Source organism: Bacteroides pyogenes, assembly GCF_014196225.1.
In the GTDB taxonomy this organism is placed as follows: domain Bacteria; phylum Bacteroidota; class Bacteroidia; order Bacteroidales; family Bacteroidaceae; genus Bacteroides; species Bacteroides pyogenes_A.
The window spans coordinates 83,176-100,453 of the sequence record NZ_JACIDI010000010.1; the positions used below are offsets into that span (position 1 = coordinate 83,176).

General features: G+C 47.1%; 12 protein-coding genes and 1 riboswitch. Of the genes, 2 read left to right on the plus strand and 10 right to left on the minus strand.

Annotated elements, in window-relative coordinates; translation table 11 throughout:
• Window positions 1-66 precede the first annotated feature (66 nt).
• The 5 genes from guaB to tig form a co-directional block, all read right to left on the minus strand.
• On the minus strand, window positions 67-1,545 hold the full coding sequence (guaB, locus tag GGR07_RS08405) for an IMP dehydrogenase (RefSeq protein WP_021645306.1): 1,479 nt from the start codon (window positions 1,543-1,545) through the stop codon (window positions 67-69).
• 87 nt (window positions 1,546-1,632) lie between these two features.
• Window positions 1,633-3,813: a DNA helicase RecQ gene (gene recQ / locus GGR07_RS08410; RefSeq protein WP_021645307.1), complete on the minus strand. Its 2,181-nt coding sequence runs from the start codon at window positions 3,811-3,813 to the stop codon at window positions 1,633-1,635.
• A 173-nt stretch (window positions 3,814-3,986) separates the two neighbouring features.
• The gene (gene clpX / locus GGR07_RS08415; RefSeq protein ID WP_021645308.1) at window positions 3,987-5,231 is read right to left on the minus strand and encodes an ATP-dependent Clp protease ATP-binding subunit ClpX; all 1,245 of its coding nucleotides are present in this window, start codon (window positions 5,229-5,231) and stop codon (window positions 3,987-3,989) included.
• A gap of 2 nt (window positions 5,232-5,233) precedes the next feature.
• On the minus strand, window positions 5,234-5,896 hold the full coding sequence (clpP, locus tag GGR07_RS08420) for an ATP-dependent Clp endopeptidase proteolytic subunit ClpP (protein WP_021645309.1): 663 nt from the start codon (window positions 5,894-5,896) through the stop codon (window positions 5,234-5,236).
• Window positions 5,897-6,125: 229 nt separating this feature from the next.
• A complete protein-coding gene (gene tig, locus GGR07_RS08425; RefSeq protein WP_021645310.1) occupies window positions 6,126-7,481 on the minus strand; it encodes a trigger factor in 1,356 nt (451 codons plus the stop codon).
• Window positions 7,482-8,290: 809 nt separating this feature from the next.
• On the opposite strand from tig, the gene GGR07_RS08430 reads away from it, so the two are divergent.
• The gene (locus tag GGR07_RS08430) at window positions 8,291-9,142 is read left to right on the plus strand and encodes a hypothetical protein (RefSeq protein WP_147298127.1); all 852 of its coding nucleotides are present in this window, start codon (window positions 8,291-8,293) and stop codon (window positions 9,140-9,142) included.
• An 80-nt stretch (window positions 9,143-9,222) separates the two neighbouring features.
• On the plus strand, window positions 9,223-9,618 hold the full coding sequence (locus GGR07_RS08435; RefSeq protein WP_021645314.1) for a hypothetical protein: 396 nt from the start codon (window positions 9,223-9,225) through the stop codon (window positions 9,616-9,618).
• A 203-nt stretch (window positions 9,619-9,821) separates the two neighbouring features.
• Here GGR07_RS08435 and GGR07_RS08440 read toward each other — a convergent pair whose 3' ends face one another.
• From GGR07_RS08440 to GGR07_RS08460, 5 genes are all read right to left on the minus strand, one after another.
• Window positions 9,822-10,766, minus strand: coding sequence for a sirohydrochlorin cobaltochelatase (locus tag GGR07_RS08440; protein ID WP_172545173.1), 945 nt, complete (start codon window positions 10,764-10,766; stop codon window positions 9,822-9,824).
• Window positions 10,767-10,846: 80 nt separating this feature from the next.
• Entirely contained in the window at window positions 10,847-11,980 is a 1,134-nt protein-coding gene (locus tag GGR07_RS08445; protein ID WP_021645316.1) for a sirohydrochlorin cobaltochelatase, read from the minus strand.
• A 27-nt stretch (window positions 11,981-12,007) separates the two neighbouring features.
• Window positions 12,008-14,077 (minus strand): TonB-dependent receptor plug domain-containing protein, encoded by a 2,070-nt coding sequence (locus GGR07_RS08450; RefSeq protein WP_021645317.1) that lies wholly within the window; start codon window positions 14,075-14,077, stop codon window positions 12,008-12,010.
• Window positions 14,074-14,766, minus strand: a complete 693-nt coding sequence (locus GGR07_RS08455) for a precorrin-2 C(20)-methyltransferase (RefSeq protein ID WP_021645318.1) — start codon at window positions 14,764-14,766, stop codon at window positions 14,074-14,076. Before GGR07_RS08455 ends, GGR07_RS08450 begins: the two co-directional genes overlap by 4 nt.
• 7 nt (window positions 14,767-14,773) lie before the next feature.
• Window positions 14,774-16,963, minus strand: a complete 2,190-nt coding sequence (locus GGR07_RS08460) for a TonB-dependent receptor (RefSeq protein ID WP_034543351.1) — start codon at window positions 16,961-16,963, stop codon at window positions 14,774-14,776.
• A 62-nt stretch (window positions 16,964-17,025) separates the two neighbouring features.
• Window positions 17,026-17,216, minus strand: a riboswitch (cobalamin riboswitch).
• Window positions 17,217-17,278 lie beyond the last annotated feature (62 nt).

The window sequence follows — 17,278 nt, forward strand, 5'->3', positions numbered from 1 at the left end:
GCACTTCGCTGCCATTGAGCACAGCCCGTTCAACGTTCACCGCTTACAAATTTTCCTTTTATCCGATTATTCCGGACGGCTGTAATTAGGAGATTCGCTCGTGATTGTCACATCGTGCGGATGACTCTCCATGACTCCGGCATTGGTGATGCGAGTAAACTTCGCGTCGTGCAGTTTCTCTATATCGGCAGCCCCGCAATAACCCATACCGGCACGCAAGCCGCCGGTCAGCTGATAAATCACTTCATACAATGTACCTTTATAAGGAACACGGGCAGCGATGCCTTCGGGAACCAACTTCTTCACATCATTCGTTCCTCCTTGGAAGTAGCGATCTTTCGAGCCATTCTCCATCGCTTCCAATGACCCCATGCCACGATACGATTTGAACTTACGTCCATTGAAGATAATCGTATCGCCCGGCGACTCTTCAGTGCCAGCAACCAGCGAACCGATCATTACAGAACACCCTCCGGCTGCCAATGCTTTCACGACATCGCCCGAATAACGCAACCCCCCATCAGCAATCAAAGGAACTCCGGTGCCCTTCAATGCTTTCGCCACTTCGTACACGGCAGAAAGCTGAGGCACTCCCACACCGGCAACTACACGAGTGGTGCAGATAGATCCCGGTCCGATACCCACTTTCACCGCATCGGCTCCGGCTTCGGCCAATGCTTTCGCAGCCTCTCCGGTAGCAATGTTCCCGACTACAATATCGATACCCGGAAAACGTTTCTTCGCTTCTTTCAATTTCTCGATCACAAACATCGAATGTCCATGGGCAGTATCAATGACAATAGCGTCGACACCCGCATCGACCAAAGCCTGCATGCGATCGAACGTATCATCAGTCACGCCTACGCCGGCGGCTACACGCAAGCGCCCCTTGGAATCTTTGCAAGCCATCGGCTTATCTTTGGCTTTCGTAATATCCTTATAAGTAACAAGCCCGATGAGTTTGCCGTCTTTACCTACGATCGGCAGTTTCTCAATTTTATGCTCCTGCAATATCTGGGCAGCCGACTCCAGATCGGTAGACTGATTGGTAGTAACCAACCGTTCCTTGGGAGTCATTACGTCATCAATACGTTTGCCCATTTCTTTCTCGAAACGCAAATCTCTATTGGTGACAATTCCTGCCAAATAACCTTCAGCATCCACTACCGGAATACCGCCGATTTTATATTCGGCCATTAGCTCCAAAGCATCTTGAACAGTAGAGCCCAGTTTTATAGTCACGGGATCATAAATCATTCCGTTCTCGGCACGCTTGACGATGGCAACCTGTCTGGCTTGCTCTTCAACAGACATATTTTTATGAATCACGCCGATTCCTCCTTCACGAGCAATGGCAATAGCCATTTTCGCTTCAGTAACCGTATCCATGGCAGCCGTAACAAAAGGAATTTTCAACTCGATGTTTTTTGAGAACTTTGTCGTGAGATCGACAGTGCGCGGCAGAACTTCAGAATAAGCGGGGATCAACAATACGTCATCGTAAGTCAACCCATCCATTACAATCTTATCAGCAATAAAAGACATAGGGCTATGCGTTTAAAAATTATTGCGTGCAAATATACGGTTTTTATTCAACACCGCACATTTGCACGCCTTATTTTTTCGCTTTTTTTAATTAGCCATTTCAGAGATAAACTTGATGCGCACCAGACGAACTTCCTCTTCGGTAAATTCGTCGCCCAACTCTTCAAGCGCATCGTAGATTTTGTCTGTGGTAGATTCTTTAAAGTAATCGTATATATCGAGCATATGGTCTTCATCCATAATCTCCTCAAGGAAATAATCGATATTCAATTTAGTGCCGGAATAAACGATAGCCTCTACCTCATCCAACAATTCGCCGAACTCTATTCCTTTGGAAAGCGCGATATCGTCTAAAGCTACCTTACGGTCGATCGCCTGAATGATAGACACTTTCATCTTCGATTTATTGGCAACTGTACGCACACGCAAATCCTCCGGACGCTCTATTTCATTCTCTTCACAATGACGTTTGATCAATTTGCAGAACTCCTCTCCATACCGTTTCGCCTTTCCGGCACCCACGCCGGGAATATTCTGCAGTTCATCCTGCGTAATCGGATAGATAGTCGCCATCGCTTCGAGAGATGGATCCTGAAAAATGACATAAGGAGGAACTTCGAGTTTCTTGGACAGCTTCTTTCTCAAATCTTTCAACATGGAATAAAGCACCGGATCTACGGCACAAGAGCCTCCACTGCGTGCCGGAGTTTCTTCTTCCGCCTCTTCAAAATCATTGTCTTCGGTTATTTTGAAAGAGACCGGTTTTTTCAAGAACTTCTGCCCTGCGGGCGTTACTTTGAGAAGGCCGTAGTTTTCCACATCCTTGCTCAGATAGCCGGCAATAAGCGCTTGACGAATAACGGCATTCCATATTTTATCTTCTTCGCCCATACCTGATCCAAAGACTTCCAGGTCTTCGTGCAGATGGGCTTGCACCTCTGATGTCTCTCTACCTTGCAATATGTCTATAATATAATCTGCTTTGAAATTTTCTTTTACCGCAACAATCGTTTCAATCACGGAACATAATAACTCTTGAGCCTCCACTTGTTTTTTAGGGTTTAAACAGTTGTCACAATTACCACAATTATCTTCCGCATATTCTTCACCGAAATAGTGCAGCAATGATCTGCGACGGCATACGGAAGATTCGGCATAAGCGGCTGTTTCCAACAGAAGCTGCTTGCCTATTTCCTGCTCTGCTACAGGTTTTCCCTGCATGAACTTTTCGAGTTTCTGCAGGTCTTTGTTTGTATAGAAGGTTACGCACTGACCTTCGCCACCGTCTCTGCCCGCACGTCCGGTCTCCTGATAATATCCCTCCAAACTTTTCGGAATATCATAGTGGATCACAAATCTTACATCCGGTTTATCGATTCCCATGCCGAAAGCGATGGTTGCCACGATAACATCGACCTTTTCCATCAGGAAGTCATCTTGATTTTGTGTGCGTGTGGAAGAATCCATCCCCGCATGATAAGCGCGCGCATCAATACCGTTAGCCTGAAGAATTTCAGCCAGTTCTTCCACTTTTTTCCGGCTAAGACAATAGATAATGCCCGATTTCTCGGGATTGTTCCGGATAAACTTGATAATATCCTTGTCGATATTGCTTGTCTTGGCACGAACCTCATAATAAAGGTTCGGACGGTTGAAAGAAGACTTGAAAACCTGTGCCTCCGTAATGCCCAGATTCTTTTGAATATCGTGTTGCACCTTGGGCGTGGCGGTAGCGGTAAGCGCAATCACAGGCGCCTTCCCGATCTCATTGATGATGGGACGTATCCGCCGGTACTCGGGACGGAAGTCATGCCCCCATTCCGAAATGCAGTGTGCTTCATCAATGGCATAAAACGAAATCTTCACCGAATGCAGGAATTCCACGTACTCGTCTTTTGTCAACGATTCGGGAGCTACATAGAGCAGTTTCGTCTTTCCGGCAAGGATATCGGACTTCACCTGATCAATAGCGCCCTTATTCAGCGAAGAGTTGATGAAATGGGCCACTCCGTCCTCTTCACTGAAATTGCGCATCGCGTCCACCTGATTTTTCATGAGCGCAATCAACGGAGAGATGACGATAGCCGTACCTTCCATCAACAGCGAGGGGAGCTGATAGCAAAGAGACTTTCCTCCTCCCGTAGGCATCAATACGAATGTATCGTTTCCGGCGAGCAGGTTCTTCACAATCGCTTCCTGATTTCCCTTGAATTTATCAAATCCGAAATGCTTCTTCAGTTCTTCTGTTAAGTTAGTCTTCCTTGCCATTTTACATAGATGCTTTTATTCAATTGCCTGTTTCAGTTTAAAAAAAGAAAGTTCTTTTTCGCAAAAGAGCCTAAACAAAGTTATAAACAACTTCGTAATATTCAAATAAAAGGCAACTAATATTTTCAGGAAAAACGAAAGCGATCATCGACAAAACCCATTACCTTCTGATTTTAAGCGTTTTGAAGTCTTGCCAAATTTGCTTTTTCGAGCTGATGTTTAGCATAATCCAATGTCACTTCATATTCTTTCCTACCCTCCGACGGTATTTCAAACATGACATCCATCATGATTGTTTCGACGATAGAGCGCAATCCGCGGGCTCCCAACTTATACTCCACAGCCTTGTCGACAATATATTCGAACACCGAATCTTCGAACGAAAGTTTAATATTATCCATTTCAAACAGTTTCATATACTGTTTGATGATCGAGTTTTTCGGTTCGGTGAGGATAGAGCGTAACGCATCGCGATCCAAAGGGTTAAGATAAGTAAGCACGGGCAACCGTCCGATAATTTCGGGTATCAAGCCGAACGACTTCAAATCTTGCGGCGCAATATACTGCATCATGTTGGTTCTATCTATCATGGCGGTGCTGCGCGAAGCGGTATAACCCACCACATGCGTATTCAACCGTTGGGCTATCTTCTTCTCGATGCCGTCGAAAGCTCCGCCGCAGATGAAAAGGATGTTTTTGGTGTTTACCGGAATCATCTTCTGATCAGGGTGTTTCCGCCCTCCCTGAGGAGGTACGTTCACCACCGATCCTTCGAGCAGTTTCAGCAGTCCTTGCTGAACGCCTTCGCCGCTCACGTCGCGGGTGATGGAAGGATTATCCCCCTTACGAGCGATTTTATCGATTTCATCGATGAATACGATTCCCCGCTCCGCTTCGGGCACATTATAGTCGGCCACCTGCAACAGGCGGGTCAGAATGCTTTCGATATCTTCTCCCACATACCCGGCTTCCGTCAACACCGTAGCGTCGACAATCGTGAACGGGACGTGGAGTAATTTGGCAATGGTTCGTGCCAGCAATGTTTTTCCCGTTCCGGTGCTTCCCACCATAATGATATTCGATTTCTCGATTTCCACATCATCGCCATTGTCTTTCTGCAGCAGGCGCTTATAGTGGTTATAGACCGACACGGCAAGGAAACGCTTCGCGTCGTCCTGACCGATGACATATTGATCGAGAAAGTTCTTTATCTCTATCGGTTTGGGCAGTTCTTTTAAGCTCAATTGCTTAGCTCCCGCTTTGCTTGCCGCTCCCCCCGTAGCTTCCTGAGTAATTTCGTAAGCTTGTGTGGCGCAACTGTCGCAGATGTAGCCGTTTATCCCTGTGATGAGAAAACCGACCTCATTCTCTGAACGCCCACAAAAACTGCATTTTTTTCTTGTTTTTGAATCAGCCATTTTTACTTCTTAATCAATACTTCATCAACCATACCGTAGTCTTTGGCTTCCTGAGCAGTCATCCAATAGTCGCGGTCGGAGTCCGCCCATACCTTATCGAAGTCGGTATGCGAATGTTCGGCAATAATGGTATAAAGTTCTTTCTTCGTTTTCTGAATCTCACGGGCGGTAATCTCGATATCCGACGCCTGTCCTTGCGCTCCTCCCATCGGCTGATGGATCATCACGCGCGAATGAGGCAACGCCGAACGCTTTCCTTCGGTGCCCGCCACAAGGAGGACAGCCGCCATCGAAGCCGCCATTCCGGTACAGATGGTGGCTACGTTGCTGGAGATGAACTGCATGGTATCGTAGATACCCAGTCCGGCATACACGCTTCCGCCCGGAGAATTAATATAAATCGATATGTCTTTGCCCTGATCTACCGAATCCAGATAAAGCAACTGTGCCTGAAGCGTGTTGGCCGTGTAGTCGTCTATCGGCGTGCCCAGAAAAATGATGCGGTCCATCATCAAGCGCGAGAATACGTCGAGCTGCGTCACGTTCAATTGTCTTTCTTCGAGAATATAGGGATTCAAATATCCGGCTTGCGATCTGATAACGTCGTCGAACACCATGCCATTCATGCCGAGATGCTTGGTGGCATATTTTCTAAAATCATCCATATTGTAAATCCTTTCTTTATTTAAATAATAAAACCTCTTGATAAACGGGCGAAGCCCGACCTGCCGATTGCCACAACCGTGCAACGGAAGCTTGCGAAAACATGGATTCGCAGAATTGTGAATGCAAAGAAACAAAAAAGAACACAGAGACACAAAAAAACACAGAGTTATAATTGTATAAAAACTCTGTGTTTTCGTATCACGTTATGTTTCGAGCAAACCGGCGGGCTTATTCGAACATTTTGTTGAACTCTTCGATCGAAACGGTTTTGTTTTGCAGTTTCACCTGCGACTTCAAGGCAGCGGCCAGCTTCGCCTCTACCGCGCGGTTTACCAGATTGTTTACCGTTTCTTTTTTCTTCAGCATCTCCTGCGCATAGTTGTCGAGCAGGTCATCGGGAACGGAAAGCATTCCGTATTGGGCAAATTGCGCCTTGGTGGTTTCTTTAGCCATCTTCAGCACGTCGTCTTGCTCCACCTTGATATCGTTAGCTTCTACCAACTGCTCTTTAATGAGATGCCAAGTCAGCTCTTCGATACTCTTGTCGTAGTTTTCAGCCACGAACTCTTCGCCTTTCTCTTCGTTGTTCATCAGCATGATGCGCTTCAACAAGGCATCGGGGAATTCAAGTTTCCCGATCTTATCCGTCAGCAGTTTGCGAACATCGAACAGGAATTTATAATCGCTGTCGGCGGTAAACCGGCCTTCGATTTCCTCTTTGATTTTAGCGCGGAACTCTTCTTCCGTCTTTACCACCCCTTCGCCGAAAGCCTGATCAAACACTTCCTGAGTCAGCTCGCCCGGAACGAAACGAGTCACTTCTTCTACCTGATAGCTGAAGTTGGATTTCACGTCTTTGGCTATTTCCTTGTCGATCTTCAGCAGCGATCCCAGTTCGGCTGCATGCCCGTCGTAAGCCACGTTGGGGTTGAACACCAGCACGTCGTTCACCTTCGCATCGGCAAAGATGGCTTTCTGTTCGTCGTTCTTCATGTAAGAAGGCATCAACACGGCGCCTTCCACCTGAATGCCGGCTTCTTTCGTATTTCCTTCGTCGTCGAGCTGAGCAAGCAGGCCTTTCAGCATATCGCCTTCGCGGTAAGCGTCTACCTGTTCGTATTTTCCGGTGCGCTGGGTGTACATCTTCACCTGATTTTCGATCATCTCTTCAGAGGCTTCGATGGTATAGTAAGCCACCTTGTCCTTTGCGTTTACCTCAGCCTTGAATTCGGGTGCCAGAGCGATGTCGAACACGAATTCGAAAGCATCCATCGTATCGAAATCTATGAGTTTCTGCTTTTCTTCGTTGGGCAGAGGTTCGCCCAGAATGTTGATTTTGTTTTCTCTGATATAACCGTAGATGGCTTCCTGCAACACTTTGTTTACTTCTTCCGCAATCACCGACTTGCCGTACATCTTCTTCACCAGGCTCATCGGAACCATTCCTTTACGGAATCCCGGCATTTGAGCCTTCTGGCGGAGCGACTTCAATGATTTGTCCACCTTCTCCTGATAATCGGCTTTCTCAAGTTTTACAGTAAGCTCTGCGCTTACTTTGTCAATGTTTTGTAATGAAACGTTCATTCTGACAATTATTTATTTGATTTATACTTTGTTCTATACTCAAACGAGGGTGCAAAATTAGTGCTAATCTTTCAAATATCAAAAAACATTGCCGAATTATTTCGAGATACGCTCCGCCTTTTGCTCCGCAATCGGGAAATGGCCGACGCCTATCGGGAGCAAGCGAAGGGTGCATTATCAGGAGTGGGCGAACAGCATATTTGTTTCGTTTAGTTTCCCACTATTGAAACTTTAGTTTCCCACTGGGGAAACTTTATTTTCCCAAGCGGGAAACTTTTGTTTCCCCAGTGGGAAACTTTCCGAAACATACATTGCTTTTTCACAGGCGCTTCATTTCTTTAAAGATCAACATGAATATGTACAATAAATATCGATAGCCAATAAAATGGAACGATAGGGCGATTGAGCATAAACATTTCATCATAGGGATTGTCCATGCTAAGCTGTGGCGCATATTACCATATAGTTCCTTTCACGACTCAAGTAATCACAGAAAACATAACAAAGCCGGCGAAGCGAAGACACAGCACACCATCAAGGTGAATGTCCGGCACATCTTGTTCATGCGGACAGTTTTAAAATCAGATAAGCATAGTTATCCTTCTGCATCGGCAGAAGTTGCAATCCCTCCCCAACTGTTAATAAAAACAAAACAAAGATTCTTTTCAGGGACGTAAATACAAAAAAAACAAAAAGAATTTATTAAATTGGAGCACAAAATAAGTTCGCTCACCGGACTCTAATCCACACGGGTGCATGGATTTGTTCTACTTGCTTTAATACATATACAGACTTTAATAATATATAGTATGAGAAAACAACTGTTATTGTATGTGTTATTACTCTCGGGGATGGCGGCTTGTATAAAGGAGGATGGCCATCCGGAACCCGGCGCATCTGCTCTTTTCCGATGCTCCGACGAACGATTGAAGCCGGTTGTCAATGCATTATGGGCGGTAGAACAAGAAACTTCCTTTATGAGCGAGTTCTGTGAAGTGTACGGTAAACCATTGTGGGATTATGCCGACGTGCTCATAGAAGACGGACAAGTGTGCTACTTCGTGCCGCTGCTCCATGAACGTTTTGGCAAGTCTATCGAAACCATCTGGTTCTTTTACTCGGAAAATGGTATCCTGCACTACGCTCCCATCAGTCGCAATGCAGAGGGCATGGCCGATACCGATCAGATCGGAGTATTCGACGTCAAGAGTTACGATGTGTTTGGCCCAGACAATGCCTCAGGCTTGATCTTTAAGGACCCGCCTGCCGAAACACGGGTGTGGGGCGATCATTATTATGATTGCAGGGCCGCATATGCGGGATACCCCGGCATGGAAGAGTTTAAAGGTATTAGCTGCAAACATACCCGTATTTGGATCAGCCTTCAGAGAGTAATGGAAGAGGAGTGTGGCGGTTCCGGCAGCATTAATGTGGACGGTAATGCAGGGACGGGGCATGGAGGCGGCCATGGCGGTGGAGGCAGCAGTAGCGGTTTCTCTCCATCCACTGCTGCTCCCAAAGCATCTTCCATTTTCAGAAACAGTAAGATGACCGAAACGAACTGGAAGAAGCTGGAGAAGATGATAGAGAAAATAGAAAAAGACTGCGTAGGAGGCAATCTGTACAATGGGTTGAAGCAATTATTGAAGGGAAAACCCTGACTATTCAGTTCGTCCCTCCCAAAGAAGGTTCAAGCTTTTTCTTCGATAGTAATACGGCAGGTATCAAACTCACTACCGATATGGAAAGCAACCAATTGTTTCACGAGATGATGCACGCCTTTCAGGCTTATCAGGAAACGGAAGGCTCGTATAAGGCTTCGCTGATAAACAAGGAGATCGAAGCACGGTATGCACAGTTTCAATATGTGAAGAAATTACCGGAATATCGAGGTAGTAAGTGGGAAGAGCAATATACGAAGACAGATGTTGGGATGGCTATTGCTGATTTAGAAGATATGATTGACGCTAAAGGGGCCCTCCAGCCTAACAGTACAGATGAAACCTTACTGGCCCAAGTGTACACAACAAAAAATGCTATCGAAGCTATGGGCGCATATCCTACCAATCTTTTTGATTATAGTAAATCAGGAGTTCAGAATTTTACTTCTTTACAAAAACTATCTAAAGGCTGTTGATTATGAGAACAATGATTATCTCTTTTATATTGGCTTGCTGTACTATGAATATCGTTTAAGAGAGTATCGCTATGGATAGAATTATTTATCTATCATAGCGATACTTACTTTATTTCGTGGATATTTCAAAAAATGCAGTTCAATATACCTCTTTATGCAATCTGCCTAATCCGGCGTATTGCTTGTAGCAGCCTCATCTTCCCTTATTTGCGAAGCGATGCCAGAGCTTTTCTCATCTGTCCGATCCAATGGCCGACAATCTCCCGGCGGTCTGCCAATCCCTCGATCAGGCAGTTAGCCAACGGACAAGCGTATCCGGCGCGCGTCAGTTCGTAACGCCAACTTCCTTCTTCGGCTTCTTCACCCTCGCCACCGCACATATCGTTGTTGGCATGGTCGCCGGCTACGGAAAGAAGCGGGTAGCAAATGACGCGTCCCGAACGATGGCCTCCATGCTGCATACGACGGATCATGTCTTCCACCAGATTGCCTTCCATATCCACCGTACCGACAAAGTAATTCGGGTGCATCTTCTGCAACGATTCTTCCATCATCGTATAGCGGAAATTGCCGTCGCCCACCGTGTACTTCTCGGGTTTGCCGTGTCCCATCAGCACCACCACACTGCCCGCCTCCACTTCGCTGCGGAATCTTGCGTGCAAAAGTTCCGCCACACGGTTCACGTCGTCACGGGTCTTCAGCAACGGGCCCGCCAAAGCAATCTCCATTTGCCGGGACGAAGCGGCCGGTTCCTTCCGGAAAGCATCGACGGTTCGCTCCACATCGTGGTATTCCTTTCCGGGTATCAGATGAAGCGACTGCACGCCCACCGTCCGGTAGCCCGCCTTCGCGAAAGCTTGCAACCAATGTTCGGGGTCGTGGAAAGCTCCCTTCCCATTCGCCGCGCAACGCTTCCGGCAAATGCCGGAGGTGAAAGAGAGATACACATCCATATCGGGGAAGGCTTGCGCAAACTGCTCTTTCATCCGGCGGTACGTCCGGTGAGGGGCATCCCAACTGCTGCCGAAAGTAACCAGCAGGAGGGCTTTGTCGTGACGCTTCACTGCCTTTATTTCGGCAGCGATGACAGCCGGTTCGCCGTCACCGCCGGGATGAATCGCCTTTTCTCTTTCAACGGTCTGCGCCATACAAGAAGGGATAAAAGCAAACAAGTACAAAAACAGAATAAGCTTCAAATTCCTCATATTTACTGATAATCCTCATCCGTTTATTGATAATCCTCACCTGTTTCCCAAGCTCCTTCGTCATTGTATTTCTTCTTCAGATGATCCAGCCAGATGGCGCGAATGGCCGGATAGTCACCCAAACCTTTGATGGTGCACTTGCCCGTTTCGCCGTGATGGCTCTCCGTCATGTCGATTTTGAATCCCATCTTCTGCAATTTCAGCCTCCAGCTAAATTCAGAGTAAGGAGTAGCTTCGCCCACCTTCTTATCGTCATCTTCAAGCCCCCACATATCGTTGTGAGCATGATCGCCGGCTATAGACATAACCGAAGCAAGATAGATGGTTATATCCGAAGGCTGCAAGTTGTTTTTACTGCAATAGTTTTTCAGTTTCTTATAGATATAAGTATCGGGCACCTTTTCATCTTCAGGAGCATTGTCGCCTTCCTCCACTTCGGGGAAGAAGAGCATATCTCCGTAGTCTACCGTACCGACAAAGACATTCTTGTTGGCAGCCAGCTCATGCATCTCTTTTTCCAAATCCGTATATTTGGTATTGGCGGGAGCATAGCTTTTATCCGGATTTCCGTGTCCCATGAAAAGAACAATGTTCTTCTTGTCGTCGAGTTGTTTTTTATAAGCATCATACAGAACCTTTGCAACTTTTTCCGAGTCATCGTCTTCGGAAAGCAGATTCTCGCTTTTCAGCACCTTCACCTTGGGGTAGCGGCTGATCATAAACTCCTTCTTCACGTAGGTATTCATCAAGCTCAGATACTCTTCTCCCGGAATCACATGGAGCGACTGAACGGCTACTCTCTTATAGCCCGCTTTACCTAATGCCCTCAACCATAAATCGGGCTGATAGCGGTCTATTTTCGTGGCTGCCTTCACACGGTTGACACAAGTGTGCGAAGTGAACGAAAGATAAACATCCGTGTTTGGGAAAGTCGTCTTATAATCTTTTATAATCGCATCGTAAGTTTTGATAGACTCTTCGAACGTGCTTCCGAAAGTGCAAAGAAGAATGGCCGTATCAGACTTTTTAGATTCCATAACAACGGATTCAACCGGGTTCGAAGTGCTCCCTTTTCCGTCGTCATCACCGCAAGAAGACAAACATAGTGCTCCGCAAACGAGCATGCAGGCCGCCAACAAAAAATGTTTCCTTTTCATAATCACATAATTTTACAGGTTATACGTTTATTTATTTTTATTCGTGAATTTAAGAGAGCAAGACAGATAATAAGTTCTTCCGGGATTTGTCGTTCCCCTGTTTCTGCCAAACGGAGTATCGTCGATATAGTTGAACAGGTTGTCTATGCCCGCGTTGAAATCCGCCGTCCACTTCTTGAAACGAAGAAGAGAGTGTGAAGTATTCAGTCTCCACAGCTGATAAGGACTTCCATTACCGTTCGTAATATAGTATTTGGTGGAACGATAGCTGCCGAACAAGCCTACTCCGAGCTTATACCTCTTCCAAGCGTGAGTCCACAACGCTTTCCACGTAGCATTGTGATAAGCCGTCGCGTTGACGGGCAGATACTTCATATACTCCTGACTCTTTATATCGGCTGCGTATTGAGCTTTCGCATCTACGTAGCTATAGCTGCCGCCAATGGCGAGAGCAGGCAGAAGTTGATAGTCGAACGTAATATCCGCACCGGCAGACCGGGCTTTCGACAAATTGTTGTATTGCAACGTCTCCTCCACCTCAAGAAGTTTGTCTTCGGGCGATGTGGGAATCACCGTCAGCTCAATCATATTCCGAAGCCTGTTGTAATATCCCGTTACCGAAGCGCTCAGTTTCTTTCCTTTATATTCTACACCGGCGGAATAATAATGAGAAGTTTGGGGGTTCAGTGCGGTATTCCCGTAATAAGCTTTCAATTTAGTACCCATAATAGCCGTCATATAGTCGTAATAAAGCTCTTTAACGGTAGGCGCTTTGAACCCCAGAGAGTAAGTTGCGCGGAAATTCAAATTACGCCACTTATACATAGCCGCAATTTTCGGAGTCAGTTCCTGCCCGAACTCCTTGTGGTGAACAAGCCTCATCCCCCCGGTGAGTACAAAGTCGGGGACAACCGTCCACTCATCCTGCACATAAGCCGAAAGAGTATATACCGACGCTTCGCCCTTTGCCATCCTTATGGGAGCCACCAGTTTATCCCACATATATTCGATACCCGCATTCAGGATGTTCTTCTCCCCCAAGTAAAACACGCCCTTGGCAAGCCCCAGCACCTTACGCTGCGAGGTTTGCAAGATTCTCATTCCCGGATAATAGATGAGCCGTTGAGGCGGTGTGCTTTGATCGAAAAGACTGGTCGTTTCCGTCTGGGTATAATCGAAATAGTAGTTATAGCGGTCATAAGACAAATCAAAGGTCAGATAATCTCTGTTTCCCCATTGATACTTCGCTCCCGCAGCATAACTCTGATTGCGGTAATGATAGTCGTAACGATTGTATTGATACGGGCCGAACGAACGCTTGATCCACTTCTGGTAGAAAGAGGCGGAAGCCGATAAAGAAATCCTCTCATTAAGCTTGTAAGCCAATTCTTCCGCCAGCGTGTAATGGGTAGACCGACTCACGGTTTTCGAGACACTCCCGTCAAGCAAATCGTAATGAAACCATTCCTTGTCGGTGTTTCTCCATCCGTCGGTATGCTTCAGGTTGACAGATGTTGTGGAATTCAGCTTGCCATGCTTAAGTCCGATTGTATTACTCTGCGAGAGATCGCCGTAACAACCAACCCGTGTCCGGTTGGTAACACTGAACGGATCGCGGTTTTTCTTTGTAATGATATTAATCACCCCCGCAATGGCATCACTCCCATAAAGAGACGATGAGGCACCTTTTACGATCTCGATGCGCTCGATGTTATCGGGGTTAATCATACTCAAGTCGTTCTGTCCGCCAATGTCTCCGTTGATTCGTTTACCGTTCAGCAGAATGAGGATATAATCGTTCGTCATCCCGTTCAGCTGGATATTGCTCCCCATGTCACCCGGGCTGAATCTGAGCGAGGCGCACAAGCCTCCTAACATTTCTTCGAGGCTTCGCCCCGCATATTGGTCGAGCATCTTCCGGCTGATCACTTCCGTCTGCACGGGCGCGTCTTTCAGATAGTGCTCCGTTCCCGTGCCTGTCACCACAACCTCGGGCAGAGAATCCCGAAGAGTCACATGTTGTTGCGCACACGCTTCACTCCTTCCGCACAGCAAAAGGAAACATCCCGTTACAATTGTCAGAACCGGTTTCATCATACGCTTTTTATTATGAGTAAAGAGAAATAAGGAAATGTTCTCTTTGCGATTTGTTCTTTGTCGCAGGTGTAAAACTCTTCATGCGAACCGACATTCTCAAAGTAGTGCCACATTGAATTCTCGCCCGACCGGAGCAATCGTTTGAGTTCGGGCTCGCATTGCGACAACTTCATCACCACAGCCACTTCGCCGCCCGACTCCACGCGGCGAAGCATTTCCGCATCTATTCTCCCCGGATAGACCGTCAGCCGTTCTTCCTGCTCCGTCAACGGCAAGCCGACAGATGCCGCCGCTGCGATAAAAGCCGGGATGCCGGCAATCCGGACAACGGGAATCGCGGCGTTTTTCAGCTTGCCGGACAGATAACGCGTAGAAGAATAGAAACCGGCATCTCCTTCGGCCACCACAGCCACGCACTCCCCTTGAGAGTAACGCGAAACGACCTCTTCGAAAAGACGGTCGTACGCGGCGTAAGCCTGAGCGCGTTCCTTGTTCATAGGAAGCTGATAACAACGGATGCGGCTTTCGTTCACGCCCAGCTTCTTCAGGAAATCCGCAGAACGGGAGCCGGCTTTGGTTTCCGGACAGAAAACGATGTCTGCACGACGCAGTACATCCGCGCCATGCAAAGCAATCAGTCTCGGATCCCCCGGCCCCAAAGAGACAATATAAACCGATCGATGTGTCATGTCATTTTTATTTTCTGAATCGAACAGTCAGGCTGGCATAAAAAGCCCTGCCCGGTGTAACTGTAGCATAAGGCTTACTTGAATTCCAAGGACGGTCGTCTCGCCAATCGAACAAGTTTTCCACCCCCAACCCTGCGTTGAGTATGAGATACTTCAGGTTGAACGTATGACCGGTGTTCAGGTCCCACAGCATAAAACCGGAAGAATGATAATCGTACGTCTCGGAATATCTCTGTCCCTGTCCGCGCCCTACCATATTGATGTTCAGTCCGTACAATCCCCAGTTCTTAGCCCATTGGGCATTCACATTGCCCGCATATTTGATGCTCTTGTCGAGCCTTTTCCCCGTAATCAGGTTCTTTCCGTCTATGAGCGAATATCCGGCGCCGACATTGAATCCCAAACCGAGATAAGCGTTAACATTCACATTCGCCCCTTTGACGCGCACTTTATGAAGGTTGGCGCGTTGCTGCACGGGCGCGTCGAATGTTCCGTACTTCGCAGCCTCTTCATCGCTTATCGGAAGATACCAGAGCATATTCTTCACATTATTGAGGTAACCTGTCAGAGAGGCTGAGAACCATGCCTTTGTATATTCCATGTTTAAAGTGAAGTTTTTGCTCTCTTCGGGATCGAGTTCCAGGTTGCCGATGGTGTAGCGATTCTCTTTCTTCGAATAGTTCGTTCCGTATATCTGCGAAAGTGCCGGAGTGCGGAAGCCTGTCGCAAAAGAGAACCGGGTACGGAACGCTCCTTCCTTATACATCAAAGAAGCGGTGGGCGTAAAATGGTCGCCGAACGTTTCGTTGTAGATGTATCGCATGCCGATAACCGCTTCGAGGCCTTTGGTAATCTTCCATTCGTCTTGTGCGTACAATGCCAACGTATAAAGGGTTTTATCAGACACCTTATCCGACTCGCTCGTCAACTTCTCGTCCAGATATTCCAACCCGGCGGACAGCTTGTTCCATTCGTTCAGCTTCACGATGCTTTTGATATTTCCCCGGTAAAGCGTCACTTCTTTGCGCGTTTCCTTATCGCCTACCTTAAACTCTTTGTCTTCCTTTATATAGTCATAAGAAGATTTATAGTTGTCCGAATAAAAGTCAGCGTCGATATATGCCCGCTTATTCACCATATACTTCATTCCGAATCCGTACGTATAGTTGGTATGATAAAGGTTGTACTTATATTCGCTTACCGGACGCTTCGTCAGGAAGTTATAATACGAGCCTTGAGCGTACAAAGTCGTGCGGTTGTTCGGCGCAAAAGAGAAGTGCTGGCTCATAGTATTGGCATAGAATCCCGTAAAAGCCTGTTTGTCGGTAGGTTTCAGTTCCGTCTCCTTAGTTTTCTTGTTTACCGTTTCCGCCATCGGATTCAGTTGCCAGCCCTCAGACTGCTGCCGCCGATAGGAGGTATATGAAGAAAACTTTCCGGCATTCACATCAAGATTCACCGATTCGGTGAAGCGTCCGTGGTTGCTTACCCGTGTCGTACTCGAAGCGTCGACGGAATTTCTGCTGTCGTCGGTAATAATGTTGACAACACCCCCGATGGCATCGCTGCCATACAAGGCGGATGCCGAACCGTTCAGTATCTCTATCCGCTTTACATTGGCCATATCCACCCGCATCAACGCGTCGTCGCCAATCATCTTCCGGCCGTTCACTAAAATCAATATATAGTTGCTGTTCAAGCCGTTGATGAGCATCTCCGTCCCCATGCCGCTGGTGGAAAAAGAAAACGAAGAAGTCAGTTTGGTCAAAGCCTCCTCCAACGTCCCGATATTGGCGTCGCGAATATCTTTTGCAGTGATTACATTCACCGGAATGGGATTGTCCGCCATTCGCCGGTGCGTTCCGGTTCCGGTAACGACTACCTGACCGAGGTTGTTATGGCTCTCCGTCATTCGGAGCACGACATTCGCCGCGCTCCTGGAAGTGGAATAGCGAAGCGGTTCGTAGCCCACATGGGTAATTCGCAACGTTTGCTTGCCGGCGGGCAAGTCTTTCACCGTAAACTCTCCTTTCGCATTTGTCGTTCCGCCTTTCAAACTATGATCCGCGCGAACATTAACACCCGCCAAAGGCTCTCCTGTCTCGGCATCCAGCACACGTCCTTTCACTGTGACCTGAGCCGACGCCACACAACATACAAAGGCCAACGAAAAGGCCCAAACTGTCTTTTGCAACATTTTAATAATAAATAGAAATCTGAATTAAATTAATAGTCATGTTCTTATCCCCGAGAACAAAATACCACATTTTTATTTTGGCAGGTTTCCTGACTTCATCCCGAAAGTCCGCCTTCCCGTACGAGTGACAGTGGCAGTAGTGAACTTTCGACAAACGGATGTTACAGTAGCGGGCACTGTTCCGGAATTTCACCGGATTCCCTTTATGCACAGCCGGACGGCTGTGAACATCACCAAAACGGAACAAAAATAAGGGTTTTAATTCGTATCTCATAACATATCTAAAAATATTTTCAGCAAAGCGAAAAATAGACG

Bases quoted from the DNA above. Each gene is read 5' to 3' on its own strand.
- guaB (WP_021645306.1), bottom strand. From the start codon at position 1,545: ATGTCTTTTATTGCTGATAAGATTGTAATGGATGGGTTGACTTACGAT.
- recQ (WP_021645307.1), bottom strand. From the start codon at position 3,813: ATGGCAAGGAAGACTAACTTAACAGAAGAACTGAAGAAGCATTTCGGA.
- clpX (WP_021645308.1), bottom strand. From the start codon at position 5,231: ATGGCTGATTCAAAAACAAGAAAAAAATGCAGTTTTTGTGGGCGTTCA.
- clpP (WP_021645309.1), bottom strand. From the start codon at position 5,896: ATGGATGATTTTAGAAAATATGCCACCAAGCATCTCGGCATGAATGGC.
- tig (WP_021645310.1), bottom strand. From the start codon at position 7,481: ATGAACGTTTCATTACAAAACATTGACAAAGTAAGCGCAGAGCTTACT.
- GGR07_RS08430 (WP_147298127.1), top strand. From the start codon at position 8,291: ATGAGAAAACAACTGTTATTGTATGTGTTATTACTCTCGGGGATGGCG.
- GGR07_RS08435 (WP_021645314.1), top strand. From the start codon at position 9,223: ATGGAAAGCAACCAATTGTTTCACGAGATGATGCACGCCTTTCAGGCT.
- GGR07_RS08440 (WP_172545173.1), bottom strand. From the start codon at position 10,766: ATGGCGCAGACCGTTGAAAGAGAAAAGGCGATTCATCCCGGCGGTGAC.
- GGR07_RS08445 (WP_021645316.1), bottom strand. From the start codon at position 11,980: ATGAAAAGGAAACATTTTTTGTTGGCGGCCTGCATGCTCGTTTGCGGA.
- GGR07_RS08450 (WP_021645317.1), bottom strand. From the start codon at position 14,077: ATGATGAAACCGGTTCTGACAATTGTAACGGGATGTTTCCTTTTGCTG.
- GGR07_RS08455 (WP_021645318.1), bottom strand. From the start codon at position 14,766: ATGACACATCGATCGGTTTATATTGTCTCTTTGGGGCCGGGGGATCCG.
- GGR07_RS08460 (WP_034543351.1), bottom strand. From the start codon at position 16,963: ATGTTGCAAAAGACAGTTTGGGCCTTTTCGTTGGCCTTTGTATGTTGT.